The sequence below is a fragment of the Aciduliprofundum boonei T469 genome (assembly GCF_000025665.1).
GTDB classification, from domain to species: Archaea; Thermoplasmatota; Thermoplasmata; order Thermoplasmatales; family Aciduliprofundaceae; genus Aciduliprofundum; species Aciduliprofundum boonei.
The window spans coordinates 1,001,997-1,020,043 of record NC_013926.1 but is presented as its reverse complement, the minus strand read 5'-3'; the positions used below and the strand labels follow the sequence as shown (position 1 = coordinate 1,020,043).

Below are 18,047 nucleotides of genomic sequence, written 5' to 3'. Positions count from 1 at the left end.
AATGAAGGCAAAAGCTCTCATTGTGGGAATTTTAATCATTTCCTCTCTTTTAATCTTCCTCATACCCACGCAGAACGCAAAGGCAGATACCACGATAATCAACCAGAACACTCTGGAAATAGACGGAGACCAAGACGCATACGACACTTGGGCAGATTGGAGCAATTACATGGACAGCAACGGGAACATACACCATGACCCTGTCCAGATAACATACATAAACGGAGAACCTCTTTTGCTTTTCAACATCTACATGTACAAGAAGACGGCAACGGGATGGCTTCATCTCTCCACGCAATCCATGACTATAACAGTCAAGAATGTGTATAACTATGTAATCGGCTTTACAGGATTTCAGAAATCCACGATAATAGTCCAGAACTGCAAATATGTAGTTTTCGGATTACAATTCACTAATCCAGAAAACGGCAACCAAGAGATAGGATGGCTCTACGATACACAAATCAACGCAAACGGATTTACGGACATAGATTTCTACAACTATGTGTATGACAGCTCCGAAGGCACACCCATTCAATTGGACGGGGGCAAGGGTTCGGATGTCAGTTTCATGGGTGATTCTCTGGACATAAGCAGCAATTCCCTCGTAGAAGAACCGGGAATTGTAATTCGTGATGTGGGAGTGGTTAATTTCGATGACAATAGCGTGTGTATCATAGATAGCCATACCCCAGATTTGTGGCTGGAGAATGTGGATGAGTTCTTCTTCAATCATGATATGATGCTCAACAACAAGTATTATTCATACGGGGATGGTGAATGGACTTATGGAGGAATAGGCATAGTGGAAGGAAATGTGAGTTTCATTCTTCGTGGAAATAACAACTCTTACATCTACATAAGGAACTCGCACATCGGTATTGCCTTTGAGAACAACGGGAAGGGAGAAGCGTTCAACAACTCTCCCTATGTTATATTTGAGAATGTGGATGAGAAATACGCTTACAACTATGGAGCATACTCCACAAGCGAACAATACCCTCCATTTTGGCAGGGCATAGCTGCATTCACGGGATTTTTGGTAGCGGTGGCTTGGGTTAGAGAGGGAATACTATGGTTTAGCGATAGCGAGGAGAGGAAGATGTTAGCGAAGGAAATGCTCTGGAAGGTGAGCGTGGGAACTCTCATCCTCGCAATAATCGTGCTTGGTTATCCAGCGATGTTCGAACTCGTCAATTGGGTCTTCGGAGGTGGCTAAATGAGGATTGTGTGGGAAAAGGAGGAAGGGCTTTTCGGTGTGGACTCAGCAGTTTGGTGGGGCATAGCGATTGCGGTATCGGCTGCATTAACTTTTTTTGCCATGTTCCTCAACTATCAGATTGCGGACATGGCATGGAAAGGATTTCTTTATCTCATGAGACCTTCGGAATTGTTTCCAAACCTTCTCAATCTCCCGAACTACAAGGATGTATCCACGACGGGAATACACGGCATGATGAGTGCAGCCATATACTTGAACGGGGTAATCGTGGAGAAGATTGTAAATGCTCTCATAGTGTTCATGCTTTGGATTGTGGGGCTAATGTATCTCTATGCCGATTTATTCGAGAGTTTCTTTGGAAGGTTAAAGAGCATAATCCCAAGATTAATCATAGCGTTAATCCTTGCATACGGGAGCATTTATGTGGTGAATTACCTAATCATGATGGGCAAATACGCATACATGGTTCTTTACAACATAAACATCGGGGCTTTGGGAGCGTGGAAAGAACCCACATTCTACAATTACATCAAATCTCAATTACAACCACCAACAACTGCATTTCTTGTTTCAACCCTTGAGCAACTCCTCTTAAAATACATCTGGAGTTTCTTATCTGTGGATTTTACCCTAATGCTGTTAATGGTTGTGGTAGTCAGGGATGTTCTCTTTGCCGTGCTTATCGTTCTCTTACCGATTGCTGCCGTATTATTGCTCACTCCTTGGACTACCAGCATAGGAGAGAGGTTGTGGTTCTTGGCGGTGGATTTGGTGTTCTTGCCCTTCGTGATGATAATACCCCTAATGCTTGTGGGGCCTGTGGCAAATCACATAACCTTCGTGATTGCTGGTATGGTAATCTCCGTTGGAGCTATTTATCTCCTCGCAAAAGAGCCGTTCATCCTCTCTGGTATAGGATTTGGCAGAGCGGGAGAACATCTCTCCAGAGGGCTAACCGTTGGGGCTGGACTGATGAACATGATAGCGATAAAGGGAGCGGAGAGAGCAACGATAACGGGTGGTTCTGGCGGTGGAGCGGTTGGAGCTGTGGCACTCAAAGGAAGTTTGGGACAGGCAGCAGGAAAGTATGCGGCAGCAGGAACGCATGGCTTTGCTATTGGGCATAGAGCTTTCAACCAGACACACGGGAATACTCTTGGAGGAGCAACTGCGGGAGCGGTAGGAACAGGTGCTTATCTGATAGGAAGGACTGCGTACCACGCTTATGACTATTTAAGGAGGAGAAATAATGGCGGTGGAGGATGAGAACTTGAAATACGCAGCAGTACCGGAAAATCTCGGCAGGAAGATAGCGTTTGGAACGATAAAGATAGAGGACATTCTAAAATTCGTGATGTATTTAGGAGTGTTCAGTGGCTTATCCATGCTGGTTCATGCGATGTATCTCCTAATCTTCTTCCTGCCCTTATCGGCTATAATGGCGTTTAAGAAATTCGATGGTTTAGAATTCTGGCAATACCTAAAACTCCGAATGAAGAACGAAATCCCATCTTTGCCATTATCTCTCTATTTCGGAGAGGTTCTTTTCAACGGGAAGTATTACTTTTCCGTTTTGGAAGTGAATGGCATAAGCTACGCATTCATGAGCGATGAGGATAGGATAGGATTATTGCTCAAATACGAAAGCATGTTAAATTCCTGTGATTTCCCGTTGCAGTTCGTTGTTCATACCGAGAGGTTGAATTACCAGCCGTTTTTAGATACGGTTGTCAATGATACCCCAACTGCAAACGATTACAAGGACTTAATCCGAGAAGCTTGCGAGGGGCTATACATTCAAAGATACTTCATAGTCGTGGGAGTAAATGCCTTCGAGATAACGGGAAAGAAGGAAGTAAGGGCAAAGATTGCGTGGGACAAGATAAGAGAGAGAATTGATATTCTCTCCGTAGGGCTAACCAACATGGGCATAGGATACAGGGTTCTCAAAGGACAGGAACTAATCAACATCTACAAGGAGGTGATGTGATGGGACTATTCCGCAAGAAAAAGAAGGAAGAAAAGAAAGTAAAGAGATTGCCGTTTGATATAGATTGGAGAGTTAGCCCAGAGGAGTTTTACAAGATTGCTCTATTCTCATCGGTTTTATTCTTCTTCATCGCTTGGACAAGCATAATCGCCTCATCTATTCTCTACCTTCTCGCAATAGGAGGGGTTTTGATAACCTTCCTCAATTACAGGGAGGAAATCACGGGTAAGTTCAGATACATAGCCCCGTTCCTCACGGGGATGTTCTTTCTTCTCTTTTCACTCTCTCCACGCTTTCAAGCATACATTCTTGGAGCATACCTTTCATCGTTTTTCATAAACATGCTGGGTTATTGGGCAATCAAGGACGCTCTGATAGAGAAAGCGAGGGGGGATGAGGAATGGTAATTAAGAAGGACATAATCTTTGACAAGGAAAAGATGAGGTTGAGATTGCAGCCAATCAACTTAAAGAATGTTCTAAAACCAAAGATAGAGATTTACAAGAACCACATAGAAGCGAAAATCAAGAGGTTATACATCTTCCCACTTCTCCCGAAAGAATACCCCACGATGTTAGAATATGGCTATTTGAGGAACTTGCTCTCCTCATACATGAATGTGGATATAAGCTTACATCTGGACAGGTTGAAGGATGAGAAGGCAATTGCTCTCATACACACGGATTTGACGAACATAAAGGCAGAATTACTAACAACGGGAGAAACATCGCCAAAGTATTCTAAACTCAAATTAGAGTATGATTCCTTATCGAAGTTAAAGGATTTAATCTCCGCAAGGAAAACCCACGCATACTTTCTAACCCTCAGTATCGCGGTAAAGGGAAGAACCTACAAGGAAGCGGAGGAAACTCTGGGGAAAATAGAAAGTGCATTACAAGCCATGAATTTCAAGTTAATCAAGGGCTATTACAGGGTTTGGGCTATATTCAAATCCACGCTACCCATGATGGACAGGAACATCCCATACTACAAGGGAAGGTTCGTTCATACCGATGTCATAACTGCCTCATTTCCTTTCATTTCCGAGTTTGCGGGAGTGTTAGGAGAGGACATGATACTCTACGGGATAAACGACATAAACAGCACACCCGTTTTCGTGGATCGATTTTATTTACCCTCACAAAACATGCTCATTTTCGGTAAGACAGGTTCGGGTAAATCTTACTTTGAGAAACTCACGATTTTGAGGGCTTACAATGTCAATCCTGATGTGATGATTTACGCCATAGACCCTTTGAGCGAGAACGCTGGGACATTCAAAGCTCTGGGAGGAATAAACATAAATCTCTGGCAGGGAAAACATGTGATAAACCCTCTGGAATTGAGAGGAGAGGAAGTGGCAAACAAGGTGAGAAGTGTAATTGCGATGTTAGAAACTCTTTTCCAGATGAACGGGGAGGAGATGGCTCTCTTGGATGTAATCCTGAACCAGCTTTACAGGGAGAACGAACATCCGATAATGGAAGATTTGATAGAGCGTTGTGCCAAGGAGGAGAAGTTAAAGAGAGTATCTATGGTTCTGGAGATATTCAAGAAAGGTTCTCTCGCTTTCCTCAATAGAAAAACGAATTTCAAGATGGAGAAGGACATAGTTAATTTTGACTTGGGAGATGTCCCAGATAATCTTCTCGCATTCTTCATGACTATGATTATTGACTACATATACGCACACATAAAGATGAAGAAGTATGAGGACAGGAAGAAATTGGTATATGTGGATGAGGTTCATCATCTCTGGAGCCACGAAAGAGCTGCGGAGATGTTGAGTTGGATGGCAAGGCACACAAGGCACTTTCAAACGGGATTAACCCTCTTAACGCAATCGGCAAACGATGCCTTCTTGAACAAATACACAAGGGCCATAATGGAAAACACCGAAATGCACCTTCTCCTTTATCACGATTACATATCCGAAGATGTGAGAAAGTTCTACAAGTTCGTTCCCCAAGAGGAGAGATACATAACCATAAGGCATAATGCGAAAGAGGCGGGATACTCCGTTGGGCTGTTGAGATTGGGAGTGGTGAAAGTTCCCATACGCATATACGCTTCGGAAGAAGAAGATAAATTCATTGCTTGATGATGTTTTAATTTCTAATTGAGAGAAATAATGTTTATTTTTAAGTTTGTTACTTTATTTGAAGCTTCTCATCTTATATAGTGGGTAAATAAATACAAGAAATAAACCTCTTATGAGTTTAGTGTTTAATTTACTATATGCTAGATCAATATAAATCAATTTAGATCTATTAACTCAGCATCTAAGTTTTCATCCTTTGCCTTCTTTATAGAAAGCAATGCATATTCTTTATTAATTTCAATGCCTATAGCCTTACGCCCATTTATAGATGCAACTATTGGTGTTGTACCACTACCAGAGAAAGGGTCTAGTACAATATCTCCTTGGTTAGTAAAGGTGGAAATAGATAGTAACGGGATCATCTTGGGAAAAGGTGCAGTATGCCCATACCTATTCTCTCCACCTTTACCAATTTTAACCACAGGGGCAAATTTAATAATGTTACTCTTTATTTTTATTTCATCCTTATCTTTATTTATGATTACATCTCCCTCTTTCTTAAATATAAACATATGTTCATAACAATTGGTTGGTCTTTGATAGTAAGGTGTGTACATTCCATCATTCTTATGCCTGTTACTTTGAGGTTCACCTTTATACCAAATTATATCATCTAATAACTCAAAACCTGCTTTTTCAAAAATCAAAATAGTATATGCACCTAAGGGGATTCTTTTCTCACCCATCTTTGATTTTACAATTATATTCTCATTATCAAAAATATCACCTATATTATAAAAAAACACACCACCTTTAATTAAAGCATCATGTGCCTTTAAAATAATGTTATATATGTCGTTAAGATAATTAAATAGATTGTCCCATTTAGAATATTCCCTTGCATTATAATATGGTGGTGAAGTAACCATATTTGTTATTTTGTTCTTAAATAGTTCTAAAACCTTATAGCTATCACCTACAATTATCTTCATCTTGTTGTTATCCATATTTAAATTCAAATTTAAACTAGAAGATTTATAATCATCTTTTTTATACAAAAATAATTTGAAAAATTGAGAATTGAAAAAAGCATCAAACTCGTTTCTATTTTTAACAGAAAAATCTAAAAAATCTCTTGTTTGCATATTTTGTGGTATTCGCTTCTCCTTTGATGCTATGAGACTAAATAATTTTGGCTTTTCTGCATTTAATAGAATTATTTTATCCCCAACAAAAGTAAAATATTTTACCAACATAGAATACAGTGAGTTATAGTTCCACTCCAATACCACATCTTTTCTCCATACCTTAATAAGCTCTTTTGGTATTTGATTCTCCTTAGAAAAGTCAAAGGCTGCTTCTTGCATTAATATAGATCTCTTGGAATATCTCTTTCCTCTATTTGTTTTACTTCTAGCAGCGCATAGTGGATTTTTACATTCCCAGCTTTTAACTCCAATTTGAGGATATGAATTTCCTGAAATTTTTAATCCTCCACACACAGGGCAGGGAATTTTTCTATCATCAAATTGATGCTTATTAAAGATTAGTAGTAATTCATTTTCATTCTTTATAAATTCAATACCCTTTGAATTTTTAGTAAATTCATCTGTTTTTAGTATAAAACAATCTTCAAAAGAAAAACCATAGTTAATTTTTTTGAAAAACTCTATGGTTTCTATAACTTCTTTATTTTGTAACTTTTTACTTCTTTTTAGATATCCTTTTGGAAGATCATTCTTATAAAAATCCGTTAATACTCTTCTATCATACTCATTCAAATAGATTTTAAATTTGTGTTTTAATACATCTTCACAAATTTCCCAGGGTTTGTAGTATCCTCTATTTTCTTTTTCTCTCCTAAACTTTTCCGCATAAATTGTTAAATAAGAATATATTTTCCATTTTATATTGATTCCTCTTGAAAAAATATTATGAACCTTAATTGCTAATGTTCTATGATTTTTCAACTCAGAATATGCTTTTTTAATCAATTCAAAAAGGTACGAGAAGAAATCTTTTTCATTTTTGAAATGGTCAAAAAGTTTTTGATCTACCACAAAATAAATCAATCCTGCTTTCTCTATTTCTCCGCTCTCTTTTTCAAGCAAATTCATATACGCACTATTAAATTTTTTGACAGCTTCTTCCCTTTTTAATTTAGTTTTATCGTCACAATATTCTTTTAATTTAAGATAATCTAAATTAGTAAGTTCCTTTCTTATTTCTGCCTCATTTTCCTTGAATATAGAATATAGAGACATATATTTTCTTTCATTTAGGTTAACTAAACGAGAGTAAAGAAACAATAGATAATCGGTAATACGTTTCTCATCTCTCTTTTTAATAGCATTCTTTAAATTATTTATATATGGAGTAGGATCATTTTTTAGACCATTATCCTTTATAAGTTTTACTATCTCTTTATGTATATCCAAATCTTTTGGAAGGTCTTGATGAATTAATTGAATTAAAATATCTAAATCTTTTTGAAACCCATAATCTATAAACTTTTTCAGTTGCTCTTTTTGAATTCTTCCAAAATAAATATTGTATTTTTTAAGAAAATACTCAGCTATCTTTTTAACAAGGTCACTGTTTTGATTATAACCATCAGCAATAATTCTATCAATTATATCATCTGGAAGCTCTTGATATTCATCTGAATCCACCAAATATTTCTTGAGATATCTTTTTACATTTAATTTGATATTATACCTCTGTAAAAAACTTTCGATTATTTCCAAGCTATTTCTTTTAATCATGTTAATCACATGTTAAATATACATTAATCATATAAAAACTTTTTTGATTTGTTATAATTGAGCTTCTCTTTTCGCTTTTTTACTCTTTCTTCTTCTTTCATAAAGTACTCCTCTAAAGTGTAATTTTGCTGCATCATGTTGGAGGAATGCCTTGACCAGAAGAGATTTGTTGGTCTAGCAGCGGTTAAAATACACCCATGTTTTTTGTCAAAGTAATATTTCTCTTTATTAACTGCCTCATCGTGAGCAATGTCTATAGAGCGTGGATCATTCTTGTCATCAATTGCAAAATCAGTAATTTTTATTTCTTCTACTTGGATTGGATCATACAATTTCCCCTCATCCAAAAGTAAACTAGGGTGATTTCTGCAGTATTCCAAAAGGTTTCCTTCATCATATTCAGTATTTTCCAATACATATTCCAATCTTTTTAGTAGCATCTCATACTTATCTCTCTTTTGAGTGTCAAGAGAATCTTTATCTATACTAAACATTGCAAAATAAATCAAAACAAGATCAATGTCTAACGATACCTCTTCATTGGCATACTCAGAGGCCGGATTAAATAGTTGAGGGGGTTTAATTCCTGTTTCGTCATATGCATTCCTGGTATCTTGCTGCCCACCTTTGATTGAATAGTAGATAAAACCTTCCCAAACATCATTACCTGTACCGCGATATCTCACACCTCCTTTTCTTTTTATTATATGTTCTTTGTAATCCGGGAATTCTTTTTCTAATTTTTCCATAGCCGCCCTTTCTTTTTGTGAAGAAGATGTACCATCCTCATTTCTAATAGATATCATAGATGATACTATCTCATCCGAACCTAATCTACTTTTAAGTTTGTTGAATAGTTCATCATCTGGATCTTCTTTGAAGTAATCATCGTTAATAAATTCTACAACTACACCTCCGTAAAAAGTTTCAAGTTGTTCTAAAGTAAGACCGTTCTTTTTCACAGTCTTCCATGAAATTAAGACTCTATTTTTTCTAGCCGTTCTTTTTTGCCATAAATCATCAGGAACATTGTATCTACCTGTTTTTCCATTTATATTTCTGAACTTTGCTTCTATTTTTCTTTTATCTTCATCTGTTTCACCAAAACTCTTTAAGAAATCAATTGCTTTATTCTTTAGTTTTCTCTTCTCATTTAACATTATATTACCTCCATTTTGATTTAGTATTCTCCCATTTACATTACTCATTTTAACTCCTCCAGACATTTTTTCCCCTTTTCTGTAATAGTATAAACAACAGTTCTAGTTCCATCGGATGTAGATTCGACGAGATCCTTCTTCTTTAGATCACTTAGAATCCTACTCATAGATGCCCTATTTATGTTCAATAAAGTGGCCAACTCGCTGGAAAGTCTTGGCTTTTTATATAGTAACTCCAATGTTTTAATTCTGTACTTACCGTCCTTTAGAAATGCTAATAATTTAGCATCCATGATACGCGTAATAATAAACAGAATATATGAATATGATTAACATTTAATTAACATGCACTAATTGAAGAAGCTATAAACTCTAGGGCGATAAGAGATATTATCTTGGTTAAAGAGCGCTACAGATTGACATGTGAAAATAAATGTCACTAGCTAACTTAAAATCTGGGGGTATTTATGAATAGTAGAACCCCACATTATATATGTAAATATTAACTTCCTAAAAGATAATTCTGAAAGTGAAAACATAATAATTAAACTCTCAATGCCTCTATTCACGAAATACCATTATATATCTCCCTCTTCTTTCAATACTGCTTCTACTAATGCTGAAGATAGTTCCTCGTTATCGGTGGTGTCAATTTCTTTTACTTTCAATTTAATCGTGCCATCCAATTCTCCTTCTCCGTACTCAAGGGATGAGAATCGTATTCTCAATTTTTTGTATGTCTCCTTTCTTCTATACTTTCCAATTATCTCTGCAAGGAATATTATATTGTAAAACAAGAAAAAAGCGAATCTTTTATCATCGTCTATTACAATGAATGGATTTTCTGCGAGTATTTGCATTTCTATTTCTCCATTTTTCAATTTCTCTTTAAAGAAGTTCCATCTTTCAAGAATTTTATTCACCGTATCGTTGAATGTGGTTTTATTTCCTTTGTTTATTATGCCATAATCTTTCAAGGTTCCTATGTCCTGCAAGGGTGCAGCTAAAGTTATGTATATTTTTCCATCGATTTCAAATTCCTCTTGTATTTCCATCAAATTCCGTGTATCGGCATCCCAATTGAAATGCAGGATTACATCCCCGCCATCCACTTGCATGACCCCTAAAAACACATCTATCATGTCCATTCACATCACCTCACGATGCAAACTCCTTTATTTCCATTTCACTCATAACTTGCATTAACGCCATTAGGTATTCTTTCTCCCTCGTTTTTACATATCCTTCTATCAAGGAATCCGTCAACATTCTACCTCGCCTCCTTAACCGAATTTTCTCCATATTGAGTGCCTAAAAAATTTGTTGGTGTGTTCATCGGAGAAACATTTGATAAGTCATATATCAAATATTTCACGAACTTTCATCCCTTGTAAACTATGTCTGCTTTGGTGATTATTCCCAAGAGCTCATCATTCTCCACGACGAGCAACGCCTGCTCCTGCTTCAAAAGCTCAACAATGGCATCCATGCTCGTATCTTTTCTCACTGCAATTGGCGGAGGACCCATAACATCCTCAACCAAGAGATCAACTATCCCAGCTCCGTGCTTTTCGTATCCCTCCAGAATATCATTCTCCGTGATCATCCCCACAACCTTATCTCTCTCCACCACCGGTATCTGACTTATCCCGTGCTCTTTCATCAACTCTCTTGCTTTTTTCACTCTATCCTTGGGAGATAAAGATATCACAGTAGTGTTCATCAAATCCTTTGCTTTCTTTCCCTTGTACTTCTCTCGCTCTCCTTCATCCAGGGCATTGAAAATCTTCACCGCTAGCGTGTAAGATGGGTTCATGTCACCCTTCTCTATCTTCGTTATTGCTGATTGTGACACTCCACTCCTTTTTGCCAGCTCTTTTTGACTCCACCCCAGCCTTCTTCTTCGCTCCTTTATGCTACTCAAAGATGGTATCATAAAACAATAAATGGCATGGCAGTATTTATTCTTATCGGAATAATTTCGGCAATAAATTTAATAATATTGGAAACAATGGCAAACATGGTGATGAAAAATGAATGAAGAAAAGAAATTTTGGGAATATGTGGGAAAGATGGGCTATCCTACTAGCGAGAAGGGAGTGAAGTATGGATCCAAGGAGAAAGAGGAGCTGGACGAGCTGAGATGGTTCTTTTACATAAGGAAAGAGCATTACGAAGGAAAACAAATTGGCTGGATTGCAGGCTCGCACATGTCCGGGCTTGCAAGCAAGTACTGGGATGCGAATCTCGCATTTATACGGGTAATGGATGGAGAAGATGATGTTGTTAGAAAAATGTCAGCAATCATAAGGGAAAATGCCAAAACTGTGGAAATGTATGCCAAAGGCATAATAGAGAATGATATAATAGATTGGGTAAATAGGGGAGGCTTAATTGACATGGATGGCATAATTAAGTCCCTGAAATGCCTTCACAGCGAAGAGAACGAATTTAAACGCATGTACGATAGCTATGAAAAGTTCTTTGGAGATGCGATGAAGAGCAGAATAATGCATGTTTTGGAAGTTTTAGAGATATCCGAGCAAGGAATTGAAGAAGTGAAAAAGAACTTTGAAATGTGGAAAGAGAGAGCGAGAGATTTAGTAATGAATGCCGAGAGAGAATTGAAGAAGCTTGCCGAGAAAGCAGGGATAGACTACGAGCAACTCCGCCAGAAACTTCTTTGATTTTTTTATTTTCTACTGATAACTTATGGGCTAAATATGATAACTTTGGCCATTGAGATTATCTGCATATCTACATTTATAAATAGATAAATGAATCTTGTTATCCTCATAAACCAATAAACGAGGTATAAATTCCCTACATTCCTCCATTTTCAACAGCAAGATAAATGCATAAATGGATAAATGATTTCGTTTAAAGATAAAACGACACTATTAGAGCCCCATAAATGCCTTTTCAAAGCCATGGAGTATATAAATGAAGGGGCAGTTTTAGTATCGTTTAAAATAAACGAAACGAAGGTGTTTTATTTCCAAAGTGGATTATATATGTTTAAATGAGAACGATAATAAAGAATGGTGTAAGGATACTGCGCCCAAAGGAATATGACACATTCCTTGACACAATCTTTCGCAAGGACCTGAAATACAGGTACAGGGAGATAATAAATGCCCTGCTCTACACGGGGATGAGATACATAGAATTGCAAAGGTTTCAAAAACATCCAGAGTGGTTTGACAAGAAAACGAGGAGCATTTATCTCCCTCCCGAAGCGTCCAGAAAGAAGAAGAGAACGATGAAGGAAAGGTATGTTTATCTCTCCACGCAAGGAATAACGCATGTGGAGAATTTTATTCTGTATGTAGATAAAATGCCAGATAGAATAACCCTAAACAACATGCTAACCTTCTGGGGAAAGAAAGCAGGGCTGGGGAATATAAGCGTAAAAACATTCCGCAAGACATGGGAGAGTTGGCTCGTAGTCAGTTATCCAAACGCAATGCCTTTGATAGCAATGTCCCAAGGCCATACTACGATTACTGCAATGAACCACTATCTAAACCTACCCTTCACTGATGAGGATGTGGAGGAAATAAAAGTAAGAACTGCTGGATGGAGCGGATTTAGAGGTGGTGAGAATGTATTATGATGAGTATGATTGGAGAGAGTATAGAGGAGATGTAGTTTGGGTTGGCGGGTTCGTGTTCAAGAGTGGCAAAATAACGATTAAACCGCAAAGGTACGGCGAAGACCCATTCATTTACGGAACCATAGAGATGGAATCTCTGGTATGCTTGGATTGTGTAGAACCTTGGAGAAAGAGAGTGTTCGTGGGAGAGTACCTGCCGTATGTGGAAGGGATTTTGGAGACGGGAAAGGGAATAATCCTCGTAAAGAACAAGTTAATCGGGGGAGAAATCAATTACGAGGTCATACACATAAACGATACCTTCGCAAAGAGCGATTGGTTTGAGTGGATAACGGAGGATGAGGAATTCTACCACATATCCACAAGGAAAGCGAGATACTTGGTTGATAACGAGACCCTCTGGAAGCTCCATGCGGGGTTGATAGACAAGGTAGAGTTGAAGAACGGGACTTTGAGAGTTGTTGGCTGGGGTTATCCCGTGAAAGAATACAGGGGAGAGATAAGGATGAAGAAAGACGGTGAGGGATTGGAAGGAGACATGATAAGGTTGCACCCCAAAATGCCACCCGTTCTCAAAAAGCACATCTATGGTTTCGTTGAGTTATACAGGGATGGAAAGGTGATTGACAAGGTTGAGGGAGAGCTGTTCTGGTATGTCAAGCGTGGAAAGGGAATGGTTGTTGTGGTGGATAGAGAACATCCAGAGAAATTGACTTTGAACAATGAAGATTTGAAAGCGATAATTTACATAAACATGAAGGATGAGGAAGAATGGGAGATACCGAAGATGGAAGGTGGAGCGATAATCTACGGAGGTGTATTGTGAGGTGATGTAGATGGCGAAGAAGAAGGATTATCTGGGTGCGTTCATATACTACTATGACATAATCTTTGCAATATTTTTCGCTTTCTATTTCTTCACGGGACTTTACGGGTTGCATGCATTTAACCCACAAGTGTTTAGGCACTATATACTTTCAAGTGGGAATACACTCTCCAAGTTAATATTCTTCGCAATTGCCATTCCGTTTGTTCTCTACCTTTACTTCATCCCGTATGCTCTCTGGAGAAAGTCAAAGAGAGTGTGGTTTTCAAGGTTGTGCTGCAACACAGGTGGGTATGTTCTGATGGCTCTGGCATCCCTCTACCTCATAGTGTATTGGAGCGGAAATTTCGATTATTTTGCGAGCCCAATTAATGATTTACACACTGCGATAGCTACATTTTTCTGGGTTTACCTCTTTTTCACAACGGCATTTGCCTTTGAGGTAGCGTTTGAGATATACATCACACATCCCATGGTATATCAACTCTGGGCGGAAGAAGAATACGAAAGGGAGATGAGGAAGTTAGCAAAGCAACAAAAGAAAGCCCAACAGCAAAAGAATGTCCAGCAACAAAAACAAAAGCAAAGTGTCCAGATGGAAGTAAAGGAGAGGTTAAAGGGCTTGAAAGAACTATTGGATGACGGGCTGATAAGCGAGGAAGATTACAAGAGGAAGAAAGAGGACATCCTGAAAGAGCTGTAATTCCATTTCATAAACAATTCATCTGAATAGCTTGTCACGGATCTTCAAAACAAGTTCATAAACATGAGAGAGATTTTACCTAATTTACCCCAACAATTTGTAGATTTTATTATAGCTGCAACATGCTCTCTTATCTCCATAATTACTTTCTAACTTCTCCCAACTTCTCAGAAATCTTTCAGTAGATCAAACTTCTATCGAAATAGATGATCTTAATATGTCCATCTGGAAACTCTATATTCAACACATCAAAAGATCTTCCATCTTTTTCTTTAACTATGGCTTGACTTATCAATTTCCAATCTTTTTCTGGAATTCCATATTTCTCTATGATATACTTATATTCCGCTGCAATTCTCTCAGACACATTCTTTACACCCTCAATCTTTACTTCCTCCACTATTCCGTAATCCTTACTCATATATTTCACCATTTTACTCATCTCAATTATATCTATTTATAAGGTAAATAAAAATATTCTTCCGAAGTAAATATTACATAAAATAAAGTAAGGTGGTGGTATGAAAATTGAGTGATTTAGTAAGTCGAATCCACCAGCTTTGGAAGTTTTATCTTCCCATTGGAGTTTCCTTTCACCATGAACTGGTCTAGGGTTACGGTGTTCAAGCTTCTTATCATCTCTGTGACTTTCACTATTAGGTAGATGGAATAAATACGCAGGGCTTCGGCAACGCAGTGAAGGTTCACAATCCTCGTATCTCCACTTCTCCAAGCTTCTGATACATCATCAAAATCAATTGGATCCCAAGGCACAGGTATGTCGCTTTTATCCATGTGCAATGATAATCTCTCAACAGATTCTTCCAAGTCCTTTAGCCTTCTTCTTTGAAGCAGTCGGGTAATATTGGGAGATAGCTTTGTTTCATCGTAAGTGTAAACCACCTTGTCTCTTGTCTCTTCAATCATTTTCCTAACCTTGTGCTCAAATTTTTGGTCCTTAGCAGATATGAGCTCAAAACCACTTGGGGTTATTCTCCAAACAACTATTGAGGATCTTCTGATAGGTGCCATTTCATCAACTTCACTTCCAATGATTATATCGTTATCTAGAGTTTTTGGGTAAGGAATGTAAAAGCCCATGTAAGCTTTCTTCTCCATTTCCGTACCCTTTTCGGATATTTTCAAACCTTCATAGTTTATCTTTATCCTTTCCGTTAGGTCCTTAACATACTTATCTAAATTCTTCATTTTTTCACCTCCTCATAAGCTCTCTTAACAATACCATCTGGAGAGATCTCAACAATCTTTATTCCATCCTTTTCAAACCACCTGTTTACCTCTTCATAAGATATGAGGAAGAAAGTGCATCTTCCCCTAAACTCATCCAAAAGCTCCTCTGTGGAACGCACATCGTAAACATCAGAATCGGATAATATGTAAACATAGTATTCTTTCCCGAATTGCAAAGCGAATTGGAGCGCGTATTGAAGCATTGTACCTCCCCCCGGCTTGATTCTAGTGAGTATATCGTTCAATCTTGAAGAATCGGTTGTGGGATACACCACCCTATCTTCAATGACATACCCGGAGAATGGGATTAGCCCTACTTTCTTCCCGGCTTTCTGGATCTCTCTGGCCATAACATACGCAGCTTCTCTAGCTCTCTCAAAAGGCTCTCCTTCCATAGAGCCACTACAATCCAAGATTATTATTGAGTCTCTGTAGCTTTTTCCTTCTCTCTCGTTTCCCATGTCTATGCTCTCGGATTTTGTAGAATAAACTCCGGGAAGCACTATGCCGTAACTGGTTAGAGTTTTAGTCATGTCCAGCTCGTAGGGCTCGTCACCGATGCTCCAAGGCCCATAGTTGATCTGTTTGCTCTCCATGCCTTCCATACTCTCCTCAAGCTCCAAGTATGTGGAAACCATCTTCATCTTCTCGTATGCGACCATGACTGGATCGGATATCAAGAATCCTCCCCTTTCTCCTGCCAATCTCCTTAGCTCGTCCATCACATCGCTTCCAACCTTCACCTTTATGAGAGATTTTGCAATCTCTGCCGGCGAGTCATCGGAAAATATGAGTATCCTGAAATGAAGTGGTGTTTGAAAATCATAATAGGGTAAGAACAACTTTGCAATCTCTATAACTCTCAGGTAAAAATCCGTCTCATTGTTGTTGAGTATTTTGTATATTTCCTTACCTATATGATTTTTTGGAAGTGAGGTTTTTAGATTTAGCTTTTCAGCCTTTTCATGATAAACCCCGGCCATCACTCTCAAGGTTCTTCCTTTATCCGCATTTTCTATGCTCCTCTCCAGAAAACGCAGGTACTCTTCTCCGAACACTTCCATATTCGTGGTATCCACAATCAAATCTGTGAGAATGTTCGTAAAGAGCCATGGATTCTCGTAACCAAACAAGCTAGCTATGTAGTTGATTACCACACCCACATCCGGGTTTCGGGGAGAGAAAAATAGATGGCCAAATTCGTGCCTTATTACATTCTTTATCATTTCATCATCCCAATCTAAGAACCTCTTTGGCAGCGTGACGCTTTCCCAGTCAAAGTACGCGGATGGAGCATCGTCCACTATTTTCAAAGGCATGACCTTTCCGAACTCAGAGCTAACTTCTTTCATTATGTTCTCAACATTCATTCTCTCCCCTCCAAGATGAAATGAAGCGTTCTTTCAGAATCTCTCAAAGCTTTCTCATTTCCATTCAAGGCTGGAATCCACCTCGTTTCTAGCTCCGTTTTTATCCTCTCTACCAACTTCTCAGCCCAAAGCTCAGGGGATACATAGGCTATCTTTATGTCCTCTCTAAGATGTACCCTATGGGGCAGAACATACTTAACTGCAAAGAACACATCCTCTTCGTTTACCTCTCTCCCTTCAAAATAGGCCCTCGCTTTTGCAATCTTTATGGCATCAATCCACCATCTCTGCCCGAGAGGCTCTAGAAGCTCTGAGCATGGCTCTACTCTCCACCTGCATCCTTCGCACATGCTCCTCATCATCTCTGGCGTGAAATACTCTTTGTTTCCCTTCTCACAGGCATTCAAATAATTGTGTATCAAGTGCGTTAATAAGAATACCAAACCCTCTGGGACTTTTATTCTCTCCACCTCGCTCCATATCTTCTGCATGTCTTCGTAGGTGAGCATTGGCTCAACGGCATCGAGCGGTGAAGAGTGCTCTAAATACATCAATTTCTCCCTCTCATCCTCGTTGGGCGTGAGCATGGTGAAGCTTGCAGTTACCCTGTCCAGTAACGCTCTTGGTATCTTAACAGAGGAAGAGTCCATTGGATTTGCGTCCATCAGCATGACGAAATCAGGAGTGCTAAATACTCTATCCCTGTACACTATCTTTTTCTCGCTCATTAGGGATAAGAGAGTGTTGTATATCCTGCCATTTCCTCTCTGCAGCTCGTTTATGAATTTAAACGGAGAGCTTATTATTCCCCTTGGCTCTATTACCTCCTTTCCCTTTGCCAATTGCCCAGCATCTATCCAGAAGAACACATCGTGTATGCCAAGCTCGTTGCTCAAGTTTACCTTGCCTTGAGAAGAATTCACGCCGAAGAGAACCTTGCCAATTAAATCTGCATACACAGTCTTACCGTACCCATAATAACCGTATATGAGGAATATACCATTCTTCACAAGGGGAATGATCTTCATGAGCTCTCTATGCTTATCTGGAAACGCATAGTACTTCTCAATCTCATTAATTGCGGATATGTATTTCTCCCTCAT

The 18,047-nt window shown here is 38.5% G+C and carries 18 protein-coding genes; 9 read left to right on the top strand and 9 right to left on the bottom strand.

The features are described from left to right. The first annotated feature begins 1 nt into the window (after position 1). From ABOO_RS05345 to ABOO_RS05325, 5 genes are read left to right on the top strand one after another with little or no spacing between them, the layout of a single operon-like run. Positions 2–1,219 (top strand): hypothetical protein, encoded by a 1,218-nt coding sequence (locus tag ABOO_RS05345; RefSeq protein ID WP_012997315.1) that lies wholly within the window; start codon positions 2–4, stop codon positions 1,217–1,219. After that, a complete protein-coding gene (locus tag ABOO_RS05340; protein ID WP_008086596.1) occupies positions 1,220–2,488 on the top strand; it encodes a hypothetical protein in 1,269 nt (422 codons plus the stop codon). It abuts the gene before it with no gap. Continuing rightward, on the top strand, positions 2,472–3,212 hold the full coding sequence (locus ABOO_RS05335; RefSeq protein WP_008086584.1) for a hypothetical protein: 741 nt from the start codon (positions 2,472–2,474) through the stop codon (positions 3,210–3,212). Before ABOO_RS05340 ends, ABOO_RS05335 begins: the two co-directional genes overlap by 17 nt. After that, complete coding sequence (locus ABOO_RS05330; protein WP_008086568.1) at positions 3,212–3,619, top strand: hypothetical protein; 408 nt, start codon at positions 3,212–3,214, stop codon at positions 3,617–3,619. The genes ABOO_RS05335 and ABOO_RS05330 overlap by 1 nt, the downstream gene beginning before the upstream one ends. Next, positions 3,613–5,313: a VirB4 family type IV secretion system protein gene (locus tag ABOO_RS05325; RefSeq protein WP_008086573.1), complete on the top strand. Its 1,701-nt coding sequence runs from the start codon at positions 3,613–3,615 to the stop codon at positions 5,311–5,313. The genes ABOO_RS05330 and ABOO_RS05325 overlap by 7 nt, the downstream gene beginning before the upstream one ends. A gap of 155 nt (positions 5,314–5,468) precedes the next feature. Here ABOO_RS05325 and ABOO_RS05320 read toward each other — a convergent pair whose 3' ends face one another. The 5 genes from ABOO_RS05320 to ABOO_RS05300 all read right to left on the bottom strand — a co-directional run bounded on the left by ABOO_RS05320 (position 5,469) and on the right by ABOO_RS05300 (position 11,114). Continuing rightward, complete coding sequence (locus ABOO_RS05320) at positions 5,469–8,018, bottom strand: DNA-methyltransferase (RefSeq protein WP_008086590.1); 2,550 nt, start codon at positions 8,016–8,018, stop codon at positions 5,469–5,471. Positions 8,019–8,041: 23 nt separating this feature from the next. Continuing rightward, the gene (locus tag ABOO_RS05315; protein WP_008086582.1) at positions 8,042–9,244 is read right to left on the bottom strand and encodes a hypothetical protein; all 1,203 of its coding nucleotides are present in this window, start codon (positions 9,242–9,244) and stop codon (positions 8,042–8,044) included. Further along, positions 9,223–9,471: a MarR family winged helix-turn-helix transcriptional regulator gene (locus ABOO_RS05310; RefSeq protein WP_012997313.1), complete on the bottom strand. Its 249-nt coding sequence runs from the start codon at positions 9,469–9,471 to the stop codon at positions 9,223–9,225. The genes ABOO_RS05315 and ABOO_RS05310 overlap by 22 nt, the downstream gene beginning before the upstream one ends. A gap of 285 nt (positions 9,472–9,756) precedes the next feature. Further along, positions 9,757–10,326: a hypothetical protein gene (locus ABOO_RS05305; RefSeq protein ID WP_012997312.1), complete on the bottom strand. Its 570-nt coding sequence runs from the start codon at positions 10,324–10,326 to the stop codon at positions 9,757–9,759. A gap of 233 nt (positions 10,327–10,559) precedes the next feature. After that, positions 10,560–11,114 (bottom strand): CBS domain-containing protein, encoded by a 555-nt coding sequence (locus tag ABOO_RS05300; protein WP_008086574.1) that lies wholly within the window; start codon positions 11,112–11,114, stop codon positions 10,560–10,562. Positions 11,115–11,211: 97 nt separating this feature from the next. Between ABOO_RS05300 and ABOO_RS05295 the strand changes: the two genes are divergently transcribed. The 4 genes from ABOO_RS05295 to ABOO_RS05280 all read left to right on the top strand — a co-directional run bounded on the left by ABOO_RS05295 (position 11,212) and on the right by ABOO_RS05280 (position 14,323). After that, positions 11,212–11,865, top strand: a complete 654-nt coding sequence (locus tag ABOO_RS05295) for a hypothetical protein (protein WP_008086576.1) — start codon at positions 11,212–11,214, stop codon at positions 11,863–11,865. A gap of 335 nt (positions 11,866–12,200) precedes the next feature. After that, complete coding sequence (locus ABOO_RS05290) at positions 12,201–12,794, top strand: tyrosine-type recombinase/integrase (protein ID WP_008086571.1); 594 nt, start codon at positions 12,201–12,203, stop codon at positions 12,792–12,794. Then, entirely contained in the window at positions 12,784–13,620 is an 837-nt protein-coding gene (locus ABOO_RS05285; protein ID WP_008086588.1) for a hypothetical protein, read from the top strand. Before ABOO_RS05290 ends, ABOO_RS05285 begins: the two co-directional genes overlap by 11 nt. Before the next feature lie 10 nt (positions 13,621–13,630). Beyond that, positions 13,631–14,323: an SHOCT domain-containing protein gene (locus tag ABOO_RS05280; protein WP_008086603.1), complete on the top strand. Its 693-nt coding sequence runs from the start codon at positions 13,631–13,633 to the stop codon at positions 14,321–14,323. Between the two features lie 178 nt (positions 14,324–14,501). On the opposite strand, the gene ABOO_RS05275 is transcribed toward ABOO_RS05280, so the two are convergent. The 4 genes from ABOO_RS05275 to ABOO_RS05260 all read right to left on the bottom strand — a co-directional run bounded on the left by ABOO_RS05275 (position 14,502) and on the right by ABOO_RS05260 (position 18,047). Continuing rightward, positions 14,502–14,765 carry a hypothetical protein gene (locus ABOO_RS05275; RefSeq protein WP_241209823.1) on the bottom strand — a complete coding sequence of 88 codons (264 nt, stop codon included), beginning with the start codon at positions 14,763–14,765 and terminating at the stop codon, positions 14,502–14,504. Between the two features lie 95 nt (positions 14,766–14,860). After that, the gene (locus tag ABOO_RS05270) at positions 14,861–15,532 is read right to left on the bottom strand and encodes a hypothetical protein (RefSeq protein WP_008086565.1); all 672 of its coding nucleotides are present in this window, start codon (positions 15,530–15,532) and stop codon (positions 14,861–14,863) included. Beyond that, a complete protein-coding gene (locus ABOO_RS05265; protein WP_008086585.1) occupies positions 15,529–16,944 on the bottom strand; it encodes a VWA domain-containing protein in 1,416 nt (471 codons plus the stop codon). Before ABOO_RS05265 ends, ABOO_RS05270 begins: the two co-directional genes overlap by 4 nt. Continuing rightward, positions 16,941–18,047: a MoxR family ATPase gene (locus ABOO_RS05260; protein WP_008086566.1), complete on the bottom strand. Its 1,107-nt coding sequence runs from the start codon at positions 18,045–18,047 to the stop codon at positions 16,941–16,943. The genes ABOO_RS05265 and ABOO_RS05260 overlap by 4 nt, the downstream gene beginning before the upstream one ends.